This is a genomic window from Rheinheimera sp., assembly GCF_965283995.1.
Classification (GTDB): Bacteria; Pseudomonadota; Gammaproteobacteria; order Enterobacterales; family Alteromonadaceae; genus Pararheinheimera.
The window spans coordinates 4,148,593-4,168,289 of record NZ_CBDIQG010000001.1 but is presented as its reverse complement, the minus strand read 5'-3'; the positions used below and the strand labels follow the sequence as shown (position 1 = coordinate 4,168,289).

The 19,697-nt window shown below is 50.2% G+C and carries 14 protein-coding genes; 6 read left to right on the top strand and 8 right to left on the bottom strand.

What is annotated here, in order from left to right; all coding sequences use genetic code 11:
- Nucleotides 1-109: 109 nt before the first annotated feature.
- Complete coding sequence (locus ACQ66Q_RS18520) at nt 110-769, top strand: TetR/AcrR family transcriptional regulator (RefSeq protein ID WP_430458133.1); 660 nt, start codon at nt 110-112, stop codon at nt 767-769.
- On the opposite strand, the gene ACQ66Q_RS18515 is transcribed toward ACQ66Q_RS18520, so the two are convergent.
- Together ACQ66Q_RS18515 and ACQ66Q_RS18510 are read right to left on the bottom strand one after the other, a co-directional pair.
- Nucleotides 708-1,652 carry an aldose epimerase family protein gene (locus ACQ66Q_RS18515; RefSeq protein ID WP_430458132.1) on the bottom strand — a complete coding sequence of 315 codons (945 nt, stop codon included), beginning with the start codon at nt 1,650-1,652 and terminating at the stop codon, nt 708-710. The genes ACQ66Q_RS18520 and ACQ66Q_RS18515 overlap by 62 nt on opposite strands.
- A gap of 267 nt (nt 1,653-1,919) precedes the next feature.
- On the bottom strand, nt 1,920-3,383 hold the full coding sequence (locus tag ACQ66Q_RS18510) for a sugar porter family MFS transporter (protein ID WP_430458131.1): 1,464 nt from the start codon (nt 3,381-3,383) through the stop codon (nt 1,920-1,922).
- 340 nt (nt 3,384-3,723) lie between these two features.
- Between ACQ66Q_RS18510 and ACQ66Q_RS18505 the strand changes: the two genes are divergently transcribed.
- The 4 genes from ACQ66Q_RS18505 (at nt 3,724) to ACQ66Q_RS18490 (ending at nt 11,596) form a co-directional block, all read left to right on the top strand.
- Nucleotides 3,724-5,211: an MFS transporter gene (locus ACQ66Q_RS18505; RefSeq protein ID WP_430458130.1), complete on the top strand. Its 1,488-nt coding sequence runs from the start codon at nt 3,724-3,726 to the stop codon at nt 5,209-5,211.
- Nucleotides 5,212-5,225: 14 nt separating this feature from the next.
- The gene (locus ACQ66Q_RS18500; protein ID WP_430458129.1) at nt 5,226-6,239 is read left to right on the top strand and encodes a glycoside hydrolase family 43 protein; all 1,014 of its coding nucleotides are present in this window, start codon (nt 5,226-5,228) and stop codon (nt 6,237-6,239) included.
- An 87-nt stretch (nt 6,240-6,326) separates the two neighbouring features.
- Nucleotides 6,327-8,906 (top strand): glycoside hydrolase family 3 N-terminal domain-containing protein, encoded by a 2,580-nt coding sequence (locus ACQ66Q_RS18495; RefSeq protein WP_430458128.1) that lies wholly within the window; start codon nt 6,327-6,329, stop codon nt 8,904-8,906.
- 71 nt (nt 8,907-8,977) lie between these two features.
- Nucleotides 8,978-11,596, top strand: a complete 2,619-nt coding sequence (locus ACQ66Q_RS18490) for a glycoside hydrolase family 3 N-terminal domain-containing protein (protein WP_430458127.1) — start codon at nt 8,978-8,980, stop codon at nt 11,594-11,596.
- Nucleotides 11,597-12,039: 443 nt separating this feature from the next.
- Here the strand turns inward: ACQ66Q_RS18490 and ACQ66Q_RS18485 are convergent, their stop codons facing one another.
- The 6 genes from ACQ66Q_RS18485 to ACQ66Q_RS18460 all read right to left on the bottom strand — a co-directional run bounded on the left by ACQ66Q_RS18485 (nt 12,040) and on the right by ACQ66Q_RS18460 (nt 16,829).
- A complete protein-coding gene (locus tag ACQ66Q_RS18485; protein ID WP_430458126.1) occupies nt 12,040-12,357 on the bottom strand; it encodes a hypothetical protein in 318 nt (105 codons plus the stop codon).
- Between the two features lie 20 nt (nt 12,358-12,377).
- Nucleotides 12,378-12,638 carry a hypothetical protein gene (locus ACQ66Q_RS18480; RefSeq protein ID WP_430458125.1) on the bottom strand — a complete coding sequence of 87 codons (261 nt, stop codon included), beginning with the start codon at nt 12,636-12,638 and terminating at the stop codon, nt 12,378-12,380.
- A gap of 428 nt (nt 12,639-13,066) precedes the next feature.
- Complete coding sequence (locus tag ACQ66Q_RS18475; protein WP_430458124.1) at nt 13,067-13,795, bottom strand: hypothetical protein; 729 nt, start codon at nt 13,793-13,795, stop codon at nt 13,067-13,069.
- 205 nt (nt 13,796-14,000) lie between these two features.
- Nucleotides 14,001-14,411 (bottom strand): hypothetical protein, encoded by a 411-nt coding sequence (locus ACQ66Q_RS18470; protein WP_430458123.1) that lies wholly within the window; start codon nt 14,409-14,411, stop codon nt 14,001-14,003.
- Nucleotides 14,412-14,944: 533 nt separating this feature from the next.
- On the bottom strand, nt 14,945-15,667 hold the full coding sequence (locus tag ACQ66Q_RS18465; RefSeq protein WP_430458122.1) for a hypothetical protein: 723 nt from the start codon (nt 15,665-15,667) through the stop codon (nt 14,945-14,947).
- A gap of 130 nt (nt 15,668-15,797) precedes the next feature.
- Complete coding sequence (locus tag ACQ66Q_RS18460; RefSeq protein WP_430458121.1) at nt 15,798-16,829, bottom strand: DUF2860 family protein; 1,032 nt, start codon at nt 16,827-16,829, stop codon at nt 15,798-15,800.
- 765 nt (nt 16,830-17,594) lie between these two features.
- Here ACQ66Q_RS18460 and ACQ66Q_RS18455 point away from each other — a divergent pair.
- Nucleotides 17,595-19,544: a methyl-accepting chemotaxis protein gene (locus tag ACQ66Q_RS18455; protein WP_430458120.1), complete on the top strand. Its 1,950-nt coding sequence runs from the start codon at nt 17,595-17,597 to the stop codon at nt 19,542-19,544.
- The last annotated feature ends 153 nt before the right edge of the window (nt 19,545-19,697 follow it).

Genomic DNA, 19,697 nt, shown 5'->3' with positions numbered 1-19,697 from the left:
AGACACCACAACGCAATGATGACGATCATAATCTAAACTGTCAATCCATTTGATTACGATCATCATCAATGTATAATCACCTGCATCTGGCAAGACTCAGGAGAATGCAATGAAAGTGTCGAAAGCGCAGGTGCAGGAAAATCGGGCGCGTATTGTCGGGACAGCATCAACCCTGTTTCGTCAGCGGGGCTATGATGGCGTTGGGGTTGCTGAGTTGATGGGTGCGGCCGGTTTAACCCACGGTGGTTTTTACAAACATTTTCGTTCTAAAGCCGATTTGATGGCTGAAGCCGCGGCAGAGGGCCTGGCACAATCGACCAACCTTGCCGCTGGCATGGATTTTAAAAGCTTTGTCGAACAATATCTGTCCCGCCAGCATCGTGATGCACCGGGCCAGGGCTGCACGATAGCCGCACTTGGTGCTGATGCGGCGCGTCAGTCCGACAACGTCAAAACGGTTTTTGCCGGCGGTATCGAACATCAGCTGGCGATGCTGGCGCAGAACGATAAATCGAGTGAAACGGGCACAGCGCCCACAAGAGCCATGTTGATTAACACCATTGCCCAGGCCGTTGGCGCTATGGTGTTATCCCGCGCCTGTCCGGATGATTCGGCTCTGGCCGATGAATTTCTGCAAACATGTCGACAGAGTATTCTGAGTCAATATCTGACAGGCCACGACAGTCAGGCCTCTGCCCATAAGGTCGTTAGCAACCTTTGCTCAGCACATAGCGGATCTTCGCCACAAAGGGCTGACCCGGCCGGGTGAAATGGAATGGGAAGCCTTTTTGGTTTGGTGAGTCGGGGAAAAACTGCGGTTCTAAACAGATTCCCTGACGCGCTACAAACGGGCTTTTGAGATGATCGCCGGTATAGACCTGCAGGCCGGGATAATCCGAGCTGACGCTAAGCGCTAAGTCGCCTTGTGGGCTGGTCAGTACGGCAGCCGCTTGCTGCAAATGACCATGTACCACAAAGTTATGGTCAAGCTGGGTGTCCGCCAACAAGCGCGGCTGGTGGAAATCAAAGGCCGTGCCCTGCACTTTGCGCAGTTCACCGGTCGGAATACTGTTCTCATCGACCACTGCATAGTGCGCCGCGGCCAGCTGCAGCTGATGCGCGTTCACATCTGCAGCGCTGCCGCAAAGATTAAAATACGGGTGTAAAGTCGGACCAATCAGCGTGGCGCAACTGCTGCTCGCTTCCAGCGTGACTTGCAATTCAGTTTGCTGCGCTGTGGGCGCACTGAACTGATAACGAATACAGAATTTTATGGGCCCGGGATAACCGCCCTGCCCATCTGGGACTTCGGCCGCTAACACCAGACTATCAGGGTTGTGTTCCTGCAGCTGCCACATAAGCCGGTGCAAGCCGATACTACCACCATGCAGATGCTGGGCCCCTTCATTTTGTTCGAGTTGCACCAACTGCTGGTCCAGCATAAAGCAACCACCGCCAATGCGGTTAGCATAAGGACCGACCACAGCCCCCAGATAAAACGGGTCCTGCCGGTAATATGCCGGCGCCGGATATCCTAAAATCAGCTCACGCCGCGCGCCGGCGAGCACCGTCGACCAGCGCTGTAGGATAGCGCCTTGTGCTAACACTACCAGTTCATCGCCATGCTGATTGATCAGAGAGAATTGTGTCATCGCGTCGCCTTGTCCGCCGAAAGTTTCAGCCTAGCCTGCGATTTCAGTGCTTTGAATGACTTTTGTTATTGATGCTGTTACGGAATTTGGTTGTTGGATGGATGGCAGCTGTGCAAGCAGATCTGCAGGCCTGCCGTGACCGCAGGCGGCTCACACTTTATTTGCTCCATTTACATTGCGAGCAGACACGCAGATGGAGGCCAGCAAAGCGAGCTGGCCTCCATCTGACAGGTATTGCAGTAAAAACACAGCTGCGACTTCGCTGTTTTATTCCATCTCTTCCAGCTCTTTGCCTTTGGTTTCATGCACCATTTTCAGCACAAAAAACACCGACAACAGCGCACCCAACGCATACAAACCATAAGCCCCGGCAAGGCCAATGCCGGTTAATAACAGCGGGAATGTCATCGTGATCAGGAAGTTACACAGCCACTGCGCCAAACCGCTGACCGCGAGGCCGACACCACGGATTTGATTCGGGAACATCTCGCCAAGCATCACCCACATTACCGGGCCCCACGACAGGTTAAAGAAAAACACATAAGCATTGGCACTGACCAGCGCCAAGGTGCCATAGTCGCCGAGCAGCAGATTGCCGGCGGCATCCTGATCGGCATTGGCGAACGCATATACCACCAGCGCCAGCGTGACCGTCATGCCAACAGAGCCCCACAATAACAGCGGCTTACGGCCGATGCGGTCAATCACCAGCAACGTCAGCACACAAGCAGCGATACTGATACCGCCACTGATCACATTGATCATCAGGGCGTCGGATTCGGAAAAACCGACCGCTTGCCACAACACGGCACCGTAATAAAACACCACATTAATGCCCACCAGCTGTTGAAAACTGGCGAGGCCAATGCCGACCCACACCAGTTTGCGTAATTTACCGGTCACAGGATCAAGTAAATCGGCCAGCCGTGGGGCGTGGTCAGCCTGCAGTGACTCGCGGATCTCCTGCACTTTGCGGCTTGCCGCCGCCTGACCATACAGCCGTTGCAGTACATTGGCACCAGCCTCGTCGCGGCCTTTTAACAACAGAAAACGCGGGCTTTCCGGAATAAAAAATAACATCAGCAGAAACAGCACCGCTGGCAGCAGTTCCATCCAGAACATCCAGCGCCAGGCTTCAAAGCCCCACCAAAACATTTCAGTTGAAGCACCGGCAAATTCGGCCAGCAGATAGTTGCTGACAAAAGCCATAAACAGGCCAAGGATAATGGCGATTTGCTGCAACGTCGTCAGCATGCCGCGATAGCGCGCCGGCGCCACTTCGGCAATATAAGCCGGCGTGATCACCGAAGCTGCACCGACCGCAAAACCGCCCAGAATGCGGTAAATCACAAATTCCAGCGAGCCGTCGGCAATACCAGAGCCCCAGGCGCTGACGATAAAAAACACGGCCGACCACAACAAAATCACTTTGCGGCCATAAATATCGGCCAGCCGGCCAGCGAAATAGGCGCCAACGGCACAGCCCAGTAACATACTGGCGACATTAAAGCCGGTGCCGACACTTTCAGATTGAAACGCCTGCTGCAGGCCATCGACAGTGCCGTTGATGACGCCGCTGTCAAAGCCAAATAAAAAACCACCAATAGTGGCGACCAGGCTGATAAACAGAATTAATGTTTTGTTTTCCTGCGCATGCGCCAGGTCTTTTAGTAAATGGTCTTGTTGCGAATTGCCGGCCGTTGGGGCCAGCGGATCATTTGCGGATTGCACGGGGTCGCTCCTTGTCAGATTTCTTGTTGTTGTCAGATGCTGTTATTTTCGCCAGCATAAGTTTTCTCTGTCAGGAACACACTGGCGATGTGAAAAAAGATAATTCTTTCAGAACATTCCGTTAGACCAGCCCCTCGGTTGTTCTTGTATGGTAAGGCTGTCATCTTGGCAACGGCGCGGTCGGCGCGGCAGTACTGAGCAGTATCTTGCCTTCGCAACTGCGGCAAAAAAAAGATAATAAATTATTGAAATAAAACATAATTATTAAAAAATCGATCACAGCAGGCGCAGACAGCCGGCATAGTGACAACACAGCGCTTTTAATCACAGGCAATAGACGATGCAAACTGCAGGACAAAACTTAAGTGTGACCGAGAAAATCGGTTATAGCCTCGGCGATTTGGCCGCCAATCTGATTTTTCAGACGTTGATGACATTTCTCGCTTTTTTCTACACCGATGTCTACCAGATCCCACCGGCTGCTGCGGCAACCATCATTTTCACCGGCGGTTTAATTGGCGCCTGTTTTAACCCGATCATGGGCATCATTGCTGACCGCACGCAAACGCGCTGGGGTAAATTCCGCCCGTGGATTTTGTGGACAGCCATCCCATTTGGTGTGATTGCGCTGGCCGCTTTCAGCACCCCGGCATTTAGCCCGGAAGGCAAAATCGCTTACGCATTCTGTACTTATGTATTGCTGGTGTTGGTGTATTCGGCCAATAACCTGCCCTACTCGGCGCTCAGTGGTGTGTTAACCGGCAATATGGCCGACCGCAACAGTTTGTCGGCATACCGTTTTGTCGCGGTGATGGTGGCGCAGTTTATTATTCAGGCGCTGTTGCTGCCGCTGGTACTGATTTTGGGTGATGGTGATAAAGCCGTTGGCTTTGAAAACACCATGACGCTGTTTGCCTGCGTCGGCATTGTGTTTTTCCTGATCACCTTTCTGACGACCCGCGAACGCGTGCTGACCATCGCCGCGCAGTCGTCCAGTATCCGCCAGGACATTGGCGACCTGCTGCATAACAAACCCTGGCTCATCATGTTGATTTTAACGGTGCTGGTGTTTATCACGCTGGCATTAAAAGGCGGCATGTATATTTTCTATTTTGAGAATTATCTCGATGAAACCAAGGTTGCGACTTTTCTGCAGGATATTGGTTTTAATGGCTTTATTGCTGGTCTAAATGCCGTGCTGACCAGCATAGGTTTAACCGAATTCCTATGGCCCAAAGATGCGGCGACATCAGGTTTCAGCCTGTTTAACGCCGGTGGCATCATCTGCATGATCTTCGGCATCGGCTTTTCCAAACCGTTGGCTGACCGCTTTGGCAAACGTGATGTATTTGCGGTGGCACTGTTGGTATCAACGCTGTTTATTCTGGCGTTTTACCTGTTTCCGTCCGATGCCATCGGCCTGGTGTTTTTGTCGCAAATTCTGCACGGCTTTTTCTACGGCATCACCATCCCGCTGCTGTGGGCGATGATCGCCGACGTAGCCGACTATTCCGAATGGAAAAACCACCGCCGCGCCACCGCCATCATTTTTTCCGCGATGATTTTTGGGTTGAAACTGGGCCTGTCGATTGGCGGCGCCCTGGTCGCCGGCATTCTGGCCAACGTCGGTTATGACGCCAGCCTTGCCACACAAAGCGCGGATACCATCGGCGGCATCAAATTATCGGTCAGCCTGTATGCCGCGCTGCCGTTTTTGCTCGGGGTTGGCATCGTTTGCCTGTACGAAATCAATAAACACAAAGAAAGCCAGATTGAGCGCGAGCTGAGCGCACGGCGCGCTGCCGCGGCACGGCTGGCAACAAATTAAAGTGAGTGAACCTGATGTCTGAATACACCAAAGCAGAACTTGCCGCGCTGAAACAACAAGCTATCTCCAGCGATTTGGTCGAGCATATTTACACCGCAGATCCATCTGCCCATGTGTTTGACGGCCGCATTTATATCTATCCGTCACACGATATCGATGCCGGCATTCCGTTTAACGACAACGGCGATCACTTTGGCATGGAGGACTATCATGTGCTGTCGCTGGCTGCGCCTGGCGAACCCGTGACAGATCACGGCGTGGCGCTGCATGTCAAAGACGTGCCCTGGGCCACGCGGCAAATGTGGGCACCGGATGCAGCGAAAAAAGGTGAGCAGTTTTATCTGTATTTCCCGGCGAAAAAAGCTGACGGGATCTTCCAGATTGGCGTCGCGGTAAGCGACAGCCCGACCGGCCCCTTCACGCCACAACCAGAACCAATCGCTGGCAGTTATTCGATAGATCCGGCGGTATTTGCCGACGATGACGGTGCATATTATCTGTATTTTGGCGGCATCTGGGGCGGACAACTGCAGCATTACCGCGACAACCAATGGCATGCCGACCATCAGGAACCGGCCGCCGCTGAAAAAGCGTTAGGCCCACGAGTAGCGCGGCTGCGCGACGATTTACTCGAATTTGCTGAAGTGCCGCGTGAAATCCTGATCCTGGATGAAAATGGCCAGCCTTTGCTGGCTGGCGATACCGCCCGACGCTTTTTTGAAGCGTCGTGGCTGCACAAATATCAGGGTAAATACTACTTCTCCTATTCAACCGGAGACACCCACTTATTGTGTTACGCCACGGGTGACAGCCCATACGGACCTTTTACTTATCAGGGTCATATGCTCGAACCTGTGGTCGGCTGGACGACCCATCACTCGATCGCCGAGTTCGAAGGCAAATGGTATCTGTTCTACCACGACTCGATTTTGTCGGGCGGCGTGACGCACCTGCGCAGCATCAAAATGGCCGAACTGCAGTATGACGCTGACGGCCGCATTGTGCCGCTGAAGCCTTATCTTGCATGAAGAGTTGTACATGAAGAGTCGTGAATAAAACACCGGGCTGTAGCGATTCACAGCCTGGCGTTAAACCGGTCAATTCAAGGAAGTTTTATGCGTAAATCGATCCTCAGTGCGATGTCAGCAGCCGCGTCAATTACAGTGCTAAGCGGCGCTGCCGTTGCCGCAACGTCAAAGTTGCCTTATCAGGACCCGGCGCGTTCCGTCACTGAGCGCACTGAGGATTTATTAAAACGCATGACGCTGGAAGAAAAACTGGCGCAGCTGCAGAGCGTCTGGCATCAACGCCGGCAGATTGAAGATGCAAAGCTGCAATTTATTCCGGAAAAAGCCGCCAGCCTGATGCCGCATGGCATTGGCCATATCGCCCGGCCCAGTGAATACAAAACACCGCGGCAAACCGCTGAGTTTAACAATGCGGCACAGCGCTGGCTGCGTGAACACACCCGGCTTGGCATTCCGGCGCTGATGCATGAAGAAGCACTGCATGGTTATGTCGCGTTTGATGCCACCAGTTTCCCGCAGGCGATGGCACTGGCCAGTAGCTGGTCGGCCGATGATGTACAGGCGATGTATAGCGTCGCCGCGCGTGAAATGCGCGCCACCGGTGCGCACTGGGCCTTAGCGCCGGTGCTGGATATTGCGCGCGACCCGCGCTGGGGCCGGATTGAAGAAACCATGGGGGAAGACCCTTATCTGGTAGCCACACTGGGGATTGCCGCCATTCGCGGTCTGCAGGGTGAACCTGCGCCAGAACATGGCTGGGACCAGCGCTTTGCCAATGACAAAGTGGTCGCGACGCTGAAGCATTTAACCGGCCATGGTCAGCCGCAAGCGGGCGTCAACACGGCGCCGGCTCATATTGCGCCACGCGAACTGGCCGAGGTGTTTTTAACGCCGTTTGAAGCCGCGGTGAAGCTGGCGCATGCCGCCAGTATTATGCCGTCTTATAACGAAGTAGACGGGTTGCCGTCGCATATCAATCAGCCGTTGCTGCGCGATGTGGTGCGTAAGCAATGGGGTTTTCAGGGTGCTGTGGTCAGTGACTATTTTGCCATTCAAGAACTGCGCAGCCGCCATCAGCTCTATGCCGATGACGCCGCAGCCGCCAAAGCCGCCTTGCTTGCTGGCGTCGATATGGAAACACCAGATCCCAAAGCCTACCCGCTGCTAGCCGAACAGGTCAAAAGCGGCGCGCTGGACTTGGCGGTGATTGATGACGCGGTACGGGTGGTGCTGCGGTTAAAGTTCCGCCTTGGTTTGTTTGAACAGCAGGACGTGGTGGTTGCAGAGGCAGATCAGGCGCTTGGTAGTGCGCAAAGCCGCAAACTGGCACAAAGCATCGCCGAAAAATCTATTGTGCTGTTAAAAAATGACAGCGTTGCAGCTTTGGGGGGCAGCGCTACCCTGCCACTGGATGCAAGTAAAATCCGGCATCTGGCCGTGATAGGCCCGCATGCCGATGAAACCTTATTAGGCGGTTACAGCAGTATTCCGCGGCAGACCGTCAATGTGCTACAGGGTCTGCAGGTCAAATTACAAGGCAAAGCCAAAGTCAGTTTTGCCCGCGGCGCCCGCATCACCACCAACAACTTTCTGCAGACTAAAAGCGCAGCCACAGCCACTTCAACAACAGACAGCACCGACACCTCCAGCACCAATGCGCTGCAAGCCGCTGCGGCCGCTGCCATCCAGCAGCGCAGCCAGCACGCCGGCACTTATTCGATGCTGCGCTGGAATCATGACGACACTGTGGCGGCAGATCCTTTAGAAAACGCCCGGCTACGCGCTGAAGCAGTCGCGCTGGCGAAAACCGCCGACGCCGTGGTGCTGGTACTCGGTGAAAACGAAGGGCTGGCCCGCGAAGCCTGGGCCGACAAACATTTAGGCGATCGCACCACGCTGGAACTGAGCGCCGATCAGCAACTGCTGGCCACACAAGTACAGGCCGCCGCCGGCAATAAACCAGTGGTGCTGGTGCTCAGCAACGGCCGGCCGCTGACGCTCGGCAGCCTCGCCACGCAAATGCCGGCGATTGTCGAGGCCTGGTATCTGGGGCAAGAAACCGGCAAAGCGCTTGCCAATATGCTGTTTGGCGACGTGAACCCATCCGGCAAATTGCCACTCACCTTCCCGCGCAGCGCCGGCCATATTCCAAGTTTTTATAATCACAAAGCATCGAGCAGCCGCGGTTATCTGCACGACAACATCAGCCCGCTGTATCCGTTTGGCCATGGCCTGAGTTACACCGAATTCAGCTACAGCGACCTGAGCATCAGCACGCCACAGGTGCAAGCCGGTGGTGAAGCGCTGATTAAATTTCAGCTGAAAAATAGCGGTCAGCGCGCCGGCACTGAAGTGGTGCAACTCTACGTGCAGGATCCGGTGGCCAGTTTAACCAGGCCGGTGCAACAACTGGCAGGCTTTGCCCGCGTCAGTTTAGAACCCGGCCAAACCGCACAGGTGCAATTTAATCTGCCGGTTAATCAGCTGGCCTTTCTCGACAGTCAGATGCGCTGGGTGGTGGAACCGGGTGAGATTCGTGTCATGATTGGCAGCTCGTCGGCTGATCTGCGCCTGCGCGGTGGGTTTAACATCGGTGGCGCAGTGCAGGATGTCAGCGCTGCCCGCGCTTTACAAAGCCGGGTTGCCGTCAGTTATGCCAGTCCGTGAACTATAAATCGTAGCGCCCCATGAAAAAACTGGCCAGCGTGGCACCACAGCCGAATTTATCAGGAGAACCCATGAACAAAGACCTCAGCACCGGCTTATTGCTGTCCGCCAGCCTGGCCTTAAGCGCCTGTGGCAAAGCGCCAGAGCCAGGCAGTACATCCGCTGTAGCGACTGAAACATCCGCAGTGGCAGCAGATCCTGCAACCGATGCAAAGGCAGCAAAAGTGCCGCAAATCGAAGCGAAAAACTGGCCATTGCAACCGTCCCCTATCGCCCGCCAACCAGCGGTCGAGGAGAAAATCAAAGCACTGCTGGCGCAAATGAGTCCAGAGCAAAAAGTTGGTCAATTAATTCAGGCCGACATCGCCTCAGTCACGCCACAGCAAGTGCGCGATTATTATCTTGGCAGTGTGTTGAACGGCGGGAATTCAGCGCCTGGTCGTGACAACAGAGTCGGCCCCAAAGCCTGGCTGGAACTGGCCGACGCGTTCTGGCAAGCCAGTACCGACACCAGCGACGGGCGGCCTTATATTCCGGTGATGTGGGGCACAGACGCAGTGCATGGCCACAGCAATGTCAAAGGCGCCATTATTTTCCCGCATAACATTGGCTTAGGCGCAATGCGCGAGCCAAAGCTGCTGCGCAAAATCGGCCAGGTGACGGCAATTGAAATGCAGGTGACCGGCCTCGACTGGACGTTCGCCCCGACCATCGCCGTCGTGCGCGACGATCGCTGGGGCCGCACTTACGAATCTTATGGCGAAGATCCGGCGCTGGTCGCCTCCTACGCGCCGGAAATTCTGCAGGGCATTCAGGGCGAACCGGGCAGCGCCGACTTCCTGCGTGGTAACCACATGCTGGCGACCGTCAAACATTTCCTTGGCGATGGCGGCACCATTGACGGCAAAGATCAGGGCGACAATCAGCATAGCGAAGCCGACTTACGTGACCTGCATGGCCTGCCCTACTACAGCGCGATCAAGGCCGGTGCCCGCGTGGTAATGGCGTCTTATAACAGCTGGTACGGCGAAAAAATGCATGGGTTCCAGCCAATGCTCAGCGACGTACTGGTTGGCCGGATGGGCTTTGACGGTTTTGTCGTTGGCGACTGGAACGGCCATGGTCAGGTTAAAGGCTGCACGCCAACCGACTGTGCCAATGCATTAAACGCGGGCCTTGATATGTTTATGGCGCCGGACAGCTGGCAGAAGCTGTACGACAACACGCTGGCACAGGTCAAAGACGGCCGCATCTCGATGGCCCGCCTCGACGAAGCGGTCAGCCGGGTGCTGCGCATTAAGGCCGAAATGGGCCTGTTTGAGCAGGTACAACCGTCCAAACGTCCGCTCGCCGGCAAGTTTGATTTGTTGGGGAGCGCAGAACACCGGGCGGTGGCGCGCGAAGCAGCGCGTAAATCCTTGGTACTGCTGAAGAACAACCAGAAGCTGCTGCCAATCAAAGCGGGCAGCAAAGTGTTACTGGCTGGTGATGGTGCCGACCATATCGGCAAACAAAGTGGCGGCTGGACCTTAAGCTGGCAAGGTGCCGGCAATAAAAACAGCGATTTCCCGAATGGTGAATCGATTTATGCCGGCCTTCAAGGCGCGCTGGCAGCCGGTGGTGGCAGCGTTGAACTCAGTGAAAACGGCCGCTTTACCAGTAAACCGGATCTCGCCGTGGTGGTGTTTGGTGAAGAACCTTACGCCGAATTTGTCGGTGACCGCGCCCATCTGGCGTTTGACGACAGCCGCGCGCTGCAGGTACTGACCGAGTTAAAAGCGCAGGGCATTCCGACCGTCTCGGTGTTTTTATCGGGCCGGCCTTTATGGGTCAATCCAGAGCTGAACCAGTCTGACGCTTTTGTCGCGGCGTTTTTACCGGGCTCTGAAGGCGGCGCTATCGCTGACGTGCTGGTACGGGCGCCGGATGGCAACATCCGTTTTGATTTCCAAGGCAAACTGCCATTTTCCTGGCCGGCAGATGCCACCGGCAAACCGCTTAATATTGGTGATACGGACTACAAACCACAATTCGCTTTTGGTTATGGCCTGAATTATCAGGATGATGTTGTGGTCGCTAAACTGAGCGAAAACTCAGGCATCAGCGCCGATTTGGTAGTGAACTTCAGCCGTTACCTGCATGCCGGCAAAGCAGTGAGTCCATGGCAGTTGCATCTCATTGACGGCGATCAGGTCACGATAGTGACAGATCCGCAGCAACAATCGGCCACAGGCGCTCTGACCAGTAAAGCGACTGATCGGCTGCAGCAGGAAGACTCAATACTACTGACATTCAACGCACCAGCCACGGCTGCTATTGCCCATGCGCAGCAGCAACAGATTGATCTGGCCCGCCAGGCCAACGGCGATATGGTGCTGGAGCTGGAGTATCAGTTATTGGCAATGCCGGAACAAAACGGCAAAGTACAGCTCGGCATGCGCTGCAGCGCTGATCAGCCGGGCTGTGAAACCCAACTCGACTTCAGCGCTTACTTCGCCGGCCAGCAAGGCAAAGGCTGGCAACAACTGAAGATCCCGCTGCGCTGTTTTACCGAGAACAACAAAGCCTTTGACCTGACCAAAATCAGTCATCCATTGCTGATTAGCGCCGGCAAAGGCCTGCAACTGCAACTGGCCAGAGTTCGTTTGACGGAGAACGAAGGCAACGGGATCTGTGGCGGCGGACAATAGCAAGCCAGGTGGTGGCCACCACGTGGCTTACATTGTTGATTGACCGCAACTGGCACAAGTACATTTGTGCCAGTTGCGGTTTTGCAGCAGAAGCGTTTGGCTTCAACATTTCAATACAACTAAACTGACTTCGGAACTAGCCACCGCTGGTCACTGCATTCGCCCGTTCGCGCCTCCCCACTCATAACCGCTCACTCCGTAGATACAGATGCTGGCTTTGTTGGAGGTTGGGGATAGCAACTTTAAGTGCATAACGATTGTTTAAGGCAGGATATCTAAAAAAAGCAAATATCGGCTTTGCCTTAACTGCGGACATTCGTTTTTGCGTGCATTTGACATGCAATAATATAAATCCAGTAATCAGGTAATCGATTTCGGTCTGCAACTACAGCCCCGTTTGAATAAACGGTTACAAATGCACGCGCAGAATAAGTACCGGTACCCTATTTTTCACACTGCTTAAGTTTCTCGATTACAGGCGCGGCGCTGTGCCATTCGATATCCAATAAGATTTTCCCATTATCGGACAGCCTGAATCTTTGCTTGTCACTCATCCCATTTAGCATCGCCGCCAGTCCAGGAACGGCAAACATGATAGTACCAACCTCCCTTGTTTCCATGTAATTAAAGACCTGCAGGGTTTGAGCGGGTTCGTTATCCTGCTGAAGAGTGATTTCCATTTTTTGAACGCTTTTCGGCTTTGGAAGCTTCGTACCTTGAAATATCAACCAAGCATCAGACTTTGGTTGTTGAAATCCCATGACGGTAATCACGCCGCCTATTACACCGTCACGAAAGCTATTTGTATATTTTGCAAATACTGCCGCACATAGATTTCCTTCGGGTGTGGGTTTGGAATCAACAGCCCAGGTACCTTTTTCAAGTAACAGCGTTTTTTCTTCTTTTTCTTTTTTTCTTTTTTTAGTTGTTTCTCGAGCTCTATCCTTTTGCGAATTTCCTCAGGAGAGGCTGAACTTTCATAGCTACTTTTATAGATTGAATCGGACCCGATAGCTTCAATGGCTGCACGACGGTCACGCATTAAGTCCCACCCCGTGGGCTACAACCGTTCCCGTTGAACTGCATGCCGATTGGGCATGCTATCGCTGTCAGTGGCAACTGTAAGGCAGTGAAAAAAAGAATCGCTAGCGGTCTCATATTTGCGCACCTGAATAAGTTATTTCACGGGGGTATTTCGTTGGCTCTAAGTCATTAACAAAAAAGACAGCAGTAGCAAGTCTAGCCCACGCTTCTTATGGATATTTTCTAATTGCCTTGTTAGCGCTTTATTTCAGATATAAAAAATGACCAATGTTGAAATTGGAATAACTTGCAATAGACGGGTTGGGAGCTCATGGCAAAATGCCATCGACTCGATGGCATTTACATGCAAACAACGGATACCAGAGGCAAAAATCTATAGATACATTCTCTATTGAATACTCTGATTATATTTGATGAGTGCTGATCTTAACTTTTAATCGTAGACCGGCGGGAATAGACAAGTCCTGCCAGACCTACTAGTAATAAAACAAGTGTTCCGGGCACAGATACTGGCGTTGGAACTGTCGTCTGCATCCGGACTAACGCAATACCAACTCCATAGTCTCTCTGAGTATCGGAATATAGTCCCTCATAAATGATAGCCTCGTGCGGTGCCTGATTTGAAGTGAATTCATCGTAATGATACAAACTGTCGTCAACTAAAGACGCCAGGTTGTAGTAGCCATCTTTGTTCAAGTCCGAGCCAAAAAAAGCCATGGCACTCCTATATGGATCAGTCGTTTCATAACAATATTCAGGCACATTAGTCCCACAATCCGACTGCCCCACAGCACCAAACAAAGAGAAGAATGCGTTGTAAGAACTATCTTCGCGAGTGTCCCATGCTTGGGAGGTATATTGTGTTTGGCTTTCTATAGAATTCCAGTCATTTTTACCGAATTGAAAAGAATTAAACAAACTAGCCATCTGAACATTCGTAGCCAATACCCACCCATCTTTAGTGAACTCGTCCAACGCGCTACTAATACTCATACCTTTTGTAACATCCCACATTAACCACTCAACACCGCCACCGGTGACTACTTTGTTAGTGCTTTCGGTATCGCGAGAGTACCCATAATGTGAAATAATACCGGCATGCGATGCAACACTAGTGAAGAATAAACAAGACACAATTAGAATTTTCTTTAACATTTTTCCACTTTCCATTTAATTATACTGCCGACGCAATAAGTGACAGCTTTCATTCAGTTGAATCTGGATCATCACATTATTCAAGCGACAGGCTTAAACGGTGTGGACAAATCCCAGATAGTTTATGCCCTGCCTGCCGCCTTATAAATTCACTTCCGATGCACAGACCTCTTGTATGTAATTTTTGCTAAAAAGCACGGTACTCTTAGCACTTACCTGCAGCATGAAGCAGGCTGTTGCAGTTCGGCTTAGTTTGTGGCGCAGTGGAGGTAGACCCGCCCGACGAGATCGAGCTGCACACCGCTTCAGAACCAGTGGCCATTCCCCAGCTCATAAATTTGCCGAAGCCTGATGGCTCTAAGATGTAGCAGCTATACTTCACCCCATCATTGGTCATTACCGAGTAATCAGTTCTGTTGGAACCGCCTGGCGCTTCAGATCCCTGCTGACTAGTGATGTTGAAAGCGTCGGTTTCTCGGCCGATGGCAAAACCGATCTTAGATTTCACCTTTGCCACATCAGTCGATGGGTCTTTGCCAGCCAAGGTGGTTGCACAACCACTTAGTAAGCCTGCAATCAAAAATAAAAATATTGGGTGATTCGGAGATTTGACCATTAAATTTTCCTATATAATTTATTGCCCTTGCGACTCATTGCAAAAGGCAGAGTGATTCACAAATAATTAAAACATTTGTTTGGACATACTAGTTAGAAGTGAACTAACTGCTCTACATAGCGACTCATTAATAAAAATAAAGCCTGACTATATCCTTACGAGCTCTACAACTTGAACAATAAAATTACTTAATTACATTCACACATCGCACCATGTTAGATAACTTCACCCTAAACTTGAAAAATAAAAAATAACAAAAAAAATTTAATATCGTGAAAAGCAAAACAAGGCGAAGGTCATAATTTATCGAATCAATATCATCCCCAGGACACACACCCGACTCAGCTACCACATTAAAAATTTCAGGTGAACAAGTTACAGCTCGCGGATTGACATAAAAATAATAGGCAGACTCAACCTTTAAAACATGCAACAAAACAGAGCTGGGATTTCATCTACTGGAAATAAATTATGCAAAAACAAAATCACCGCCAAAATATGTTTTATTACTAAGAGCAATTTTGTTAATGAATTCATAAATCCTCCTTCAATGTCTCTTTTTCTATTTCACTAGATAAAACTCTCTGTTTTGTAAACGACAATCGACAAATCCAGAAAATTGAAATGAGCACCACCAGAATCTGCGGAGCAGATAGCAGAGGATTCGCACGAATTGATTCAGGAAACACAATTGCACCGGGGCCCGTAAAAAGTGACGAGACAGCAAAAAACAGCCCACAGCTCAGCCGCCACACATGCCTGATAATTCTGTGCTTGCCACGGACACCGCCAATAAAAATGTTATGCACATCAAGGATCATGGCGAGAAATGCCAGAGCAGAAAAGAAAAAATAAGCTCTACTTAGTGGCAAGCCATCTTCTCCGATCTCGTCGCCGAGCGCGCTAAAGCCCATCATCAAACCGGCAATATAAATACAAATTGCGGCAACAGGTGCGACAATATCCAGAAGTCCAATGCCAGGTTCGGAACGGTGGATAGTCGACCAACCAGATACAACCAAGTAGACAATAAAAAACACAAAGAAAATGCCCAATGCAGATATGCTGCCGGGTGAGAGCCATGCACCTGCAGCAACAACCGGCCCCATCAATACCATCGATGCAACAAACAATCGGCCTGCTACTTTGTGCTGCGAAGAGCCCTTAGTAAATAAGAGGGCCATCGCACCGCTTAATACAACAGCAGAACCAGTCAGCATATGCACGGCTACTATGAATGAAATGTCAAAAATCATTTATTTACCAACTGGTCATTGAATACAAAAAGATATCCCGCAAAAGGCTAAGCTCAATATAATTAAATTTCTCTGGACACTATCTGTCGCAACCTATATTGACTAGTCTTTACATCAAGAACGCATGCGCTTACCACGTAAAGCCCAAACCGATACCCAGGACTGCTGATTGGCTGTCGTAAAAAGTGATATTTGCATCACTCTTATTCCAAATTGCCACTCCTAACAGGCTCCAATTTTTGTACCCCAGCGGTTCCGAGTACTTATACACGGCATCTAGCGAGAGTGTTCTGTCGTCCTGCGGAAGGTTAAAAATTGGATTTTCAAGACTGGATTCCTTTTTTCCAACACGCATTGATGCACTTAGGAAGTGTCTTTCTTTTATGTAAAGGGACTGCAGGATTAATGTCCCCTCAGCGAAATCATTCGCATCGCCTTGGGCTTCGGATGTAGTAATCTGCAGGCCGGGAACAAAAAAAACACCATCACCAACAGTGAAATTCATGTTGACATTAAAACGATGGAACTCTGCGTTTCGATTAAGCATCGAACGCTGCGGTTGATTCAACTGCATCAAGGATCTTCCACTTTCTTCTATATCTATGCTGTTTTTCGCAAACGCATACTGTACGTCGAAAGGATAGTCACCTGCATGTTCAAACTTGAGCCGCCCCCCCGCGGCTCTTTCATTCGTCTCCTGCCGGTCTTGTCCAGTCAAGAAAGGGTCTTTCCAGGTTTCTCCAGAAAATGGCAACTCAGGAAACATTGCGAACGTTATCTTGCTATGTTGGCTCAGTGAATGAACCAGGCCAAACTCCAAAGCAATCTGCCGTTTGGTCACGTTGTCCTGTCCATTACCAAAAAAGAAACTGGTTTGCGAGCTACCAGGCGTGTATTCCAGACGAGTTAAGGGAAATGCACTAAACAGATTGATCGTTTTTCCTGAATTATTCAAATCAGCAGTGCGCCGATTCTCATGTTCGGCTGCAAACTGCGACTTCTGCGTGAGGCTTACAGGCACAAGAAAGACTTCACCGCCCCAACCGGCTTTGTCAGCAGAAGCCGCCGCGAAAACTGAATAACATGGCAAGCTGAACGTCGCTGCTAAGACATAAACCGCTGGAGAGAAAACAGCCTTTTTTGAAATCATTACCTTCCCCAAAACATTACCCCTTCACACAAGCGCCATTGGACAAATACACACCTTTTACTCCTAAATTCTATCATGCCTAAAAGCATATCAAACCCTCCAAAGTCGACCATGCAAATGCATATATGCATGGTTTAGACCTAACGAAAGCCATGCATATTTGAATAATTAATGTGCGTTGTCAGCCTATGGAACATAGTTTTCAATGCGGTAGCATCTATCAACTAGTTTGCAGATCGGTGTCGGTTGTGATGGTTTTTGTCCTCATGGAATAGCTCTTCTTGCATCCAAAACAGAGCCCCTGCCAAGGTGAATATCCACAATTGATGGAACCAGTTAGTCGTCAAGTTGGTGCTCGCAACAGGCTTGCTATGGCTAAATTTTTTCCATTTTGCCTGCGTAAGCCAGAGATCTGTACCTTGCATTTCATTCGCAATGATTGAGTGGTTTCCAGTGGAAACTTGAATTCCTCACAGCTAAGTAAATTTCAACGCTACAAATCACTTTTGATTAAAAGTGGGATAGAGAAATATTGGTACTCTCAAAATATAAATATGGAGGTGTGGTTTATGCGGGGCGCCAGATTTACTTATCAAACCCTAGTCCGAAATGCATGGGATACACTTTTCCGGGAATTTTAGAATAAATTTCGATCTGCTTTCATGTGCTGCTGATGAGCGAGAGAGACAAAAACTCTTAGCTCAGTAATTTTTAGTGTGTTCGATTGTCGAGAAACAGTTTCGCAGTCTGAGTGCACAGCTTTGTGGGTGTGTTGTTATGCGGTTTAGTCAAAAAGTAGGTTTGATTGCGTTGTTCTCCAGTCTGATTCCCGCTATTAGCGTGTTATTGCTACTTTCCTGGCAGGCGTCTGAGAGTGTTGCTGACCTTAATCAAAAGCGGTTAGTTGTTGCCAGGGATATGAAGGCAGATCAAGTGACTGACTTCTTTGACCGCAGCGAACAAGGCCTCAAAGCTATAAGGGAGTTATTAAGACAGAGATTTACCCGAGAAGTGACCGCAACTCTGTCAGCTGAACTCGAATCAGTTATGGAAAAGCTTGGATATTACGATATTTTTATCATTTCCCCGAATGGACTTGTTGTTCACAGTGTCACAAAAGAGCCTGATTACCAGACAAACTTACTCTATGGTCCTTTTAAAGATTCGGGTTTAGGAAAAGCTTATAAAAACGCTATACGTACACAAGCCCTTGCTGTTGTCGACTTTTCCCCGTATGAGCCATCAAAAGGACAACCCGCAGCATTTATGGCGATTCCAATGAAACTGGGGAATGAGATTTGGGTAGTTGCAGTACAACTTTCGATCGAACGGATTAATCAGATCATGCAAAAGCGTTCGGGCATGGGACGAACAGGGGAAACTTATCTTGTTGGTCCGGACTATAGAATGCGATCTGACTCATTTTTGGCTCCAATCACACATTCGATCACAGCCTCTTTTGGCGGTACAGTCAGTGAGAATGGTGTGAAAACAATAGCAGTGGATAGAGCTTTAAGCGGCAAATCAGGTGTAATAGAAATTATAGATTACACCGGAAATAGCGTACTTTCGGCATACAAGGCTATTGAATATCATGAAATTCAATGGGCGCTGCTAACGGAGATGGATATCGCTGAAATCAATGAACCCCTCTACCAGCAAATTAGATGGTCAATCGTATTATTGGCAGGAGCAGTTTTGGTTGCCCTACTAGCCGCAGCCAGACTGCGCCGCCTTGTTATGCTGCCGCTCGGCGGCGATCCCCAGGAAATGCGTAGTCTGATGATGCGCCTTGCCGAAGGCGATCTGACGCAACGAATTTTCACTACAGATGATGGTAGCCTCAAAAGTCAACTGCATCAGACACAGCAACAGTTACGACAAATGCTGTTACAAATCGCCAACTACACCGACAGACTTGCCTCAACATCGGAAGAACTCAGCACTGTTACTTCGCATTCTACGATTACTATCCATCAGCAAGTCACGGAGCTAACTCAAGCAGCAACCGCTATGACACAGATGTCTGTAACTATCGAAGAAGTTGCCCGAACAACTATTCAGGCATCAGAGAATTCAATTGCTGCAGATTCGTCGGCGAATCAAAGCATTGAAACCATGGATTTGACCGTTAAACAATTGAACCAATTAGTATACCAAATCGACCATAGTTTATCCGGTGTCGATAGCCTTGTCTCCGGTGTAAATAGTATCAGTTCGGTACTGGATGTAATCCGCTCTATTGCGGATCAAACGAACTTATTGGCACTAAATGCCGCTATTGAAGCCGCCCGTGCTGGAAACAGTGGTCGCGGTTTTGCTGTTGTCGCTGATGAAATCAGAGCGCTTGCACTGCGAACCCGCCAATCAACCACCGAAATAGAATCGATGATCCATAGTATCCAGGAAAGTACTAATGATACCGTCAGAGCTATCGCCGAGTCAGAAAATCAAGCTGAGTTTACTGTAAAAAGTATGGAAGAAGCATGCACGGAAATGCGCGTTATTGCTCACTCACTCAATGAAATCTATCGCCAGAATGCTGCTATTGCAGCCGCAGCGGAGCAACAGGCTGTTGTTGCAAAACAGATTGACCGGAGTCTGCAATCGATTCAGGAGCTTTCTTCCTATTCCGCAAGCGGTGCCGAGGAAAACAGTGCATCAAGCGCTGAGTTGGCCAGATTGGCTGAAGAGTTGAATAGCTTATTACATCGTTTTAAGGTCTGAGACATAGATAAATCTCTTTCAACAGACTTTCAGATGATTGAACCTGAAGCGCAGAGTACAAATAGTGAGAACTACAACAACAGCATTCTCTGCATGATGTCATAGCTAACCCGAACTTTGGATGATGATGGGAAAGTTACTGGAAGTTAAGAT

Bases quoted from the DNA above. Each gene is read 5' to 3' on its own strand.
- ACQ66Q_RS18480 (WP_430458125.1), bottom strand. From the start codon at position 12,638: ATGCGTGACCGTCGTGCAGCCATTGAAGCTATCGGGTCCGATTCAATC.
- ACQ66Q_RS18455 (WP_430458120.1), top strand. From the start codon at position 17,595: ATGCGGTTTAGTCAAAAAGTAGGTTTGATTGCGTTGTTCTCCAGTCTG.
- ACQ66Q_RS18490 (WP_430458127.1), top strand. From the start codon at position 8,978: ATGAACAAAGACCTCAGCACCGGCTTATTGCTGTCCGCCAGCCTGGCC.
- ACQ66Q_RS18500 (WP_430458129.1), top strand. From the start codon at position 5,226: ATGTCTGAATACACCAAAGCAGAACTTGCCGCGCTGAAACAACAAGCT.
- ACQ66Q_RS18515 (WP_430458132.1), bottom strand. From the start codon at position 1,652: ATGACACAATTCTCTCTGATCAATCAGCATGGCGATGAACTGGTAGTG.
- ACQ66Q_RS18485 (WP_430458126.1), bottom strand. From the start codon at position 12,357: ATGGGATTTCAACAACCAAAGTCTGATGCTTGGTTGATATTTCAAGGT.
- ACQ66Q_RS18465 (WP_430458122.1), bottom strand. From the start codon at position 15,667: ATGATTTTTGACATTTCATTCATAGTAGCCGTGCATATGCTGACTGGT.
- ACQ66Q_RS18475 (WP_430458124.1), bottom strand. From the start codon at position 13,795: ATGTTAAAGAAAATTCTAATTGTGTCTTGTTTATTCTTCACTAGTGTT.
- ACQ66Q_RS18520 (WP_430458133.1), top strand. From the start codon at position 110: ATGAAAGTGTCGAAAGCGCAGGTGCAGGAAAATCGGGCGCGTATTGTC.
- ACQ66Q_RS18495 (WP_430458128.1), top strand. From the start codon at position 6,327: ATGCGTAAATCGATCCTCAGTGCGATGTCAGCAGCCGCGTCAATTACA.
- ACQ66Q_RS18505 (WP_430458130.1), top strand. From the start codon at position 3,724: ATGCAAACTGCAGGACAAAACTTAAGTGTGACCGAGAAAATCGGTTAT.
- ACQ66Q_RS18470 (WP_430458123.1), bottom strand. From the start codon at position 14,411: ATGGTCAAATCTCCGAATCACCCAATATTTTTATTTTTGATTGCAGGC.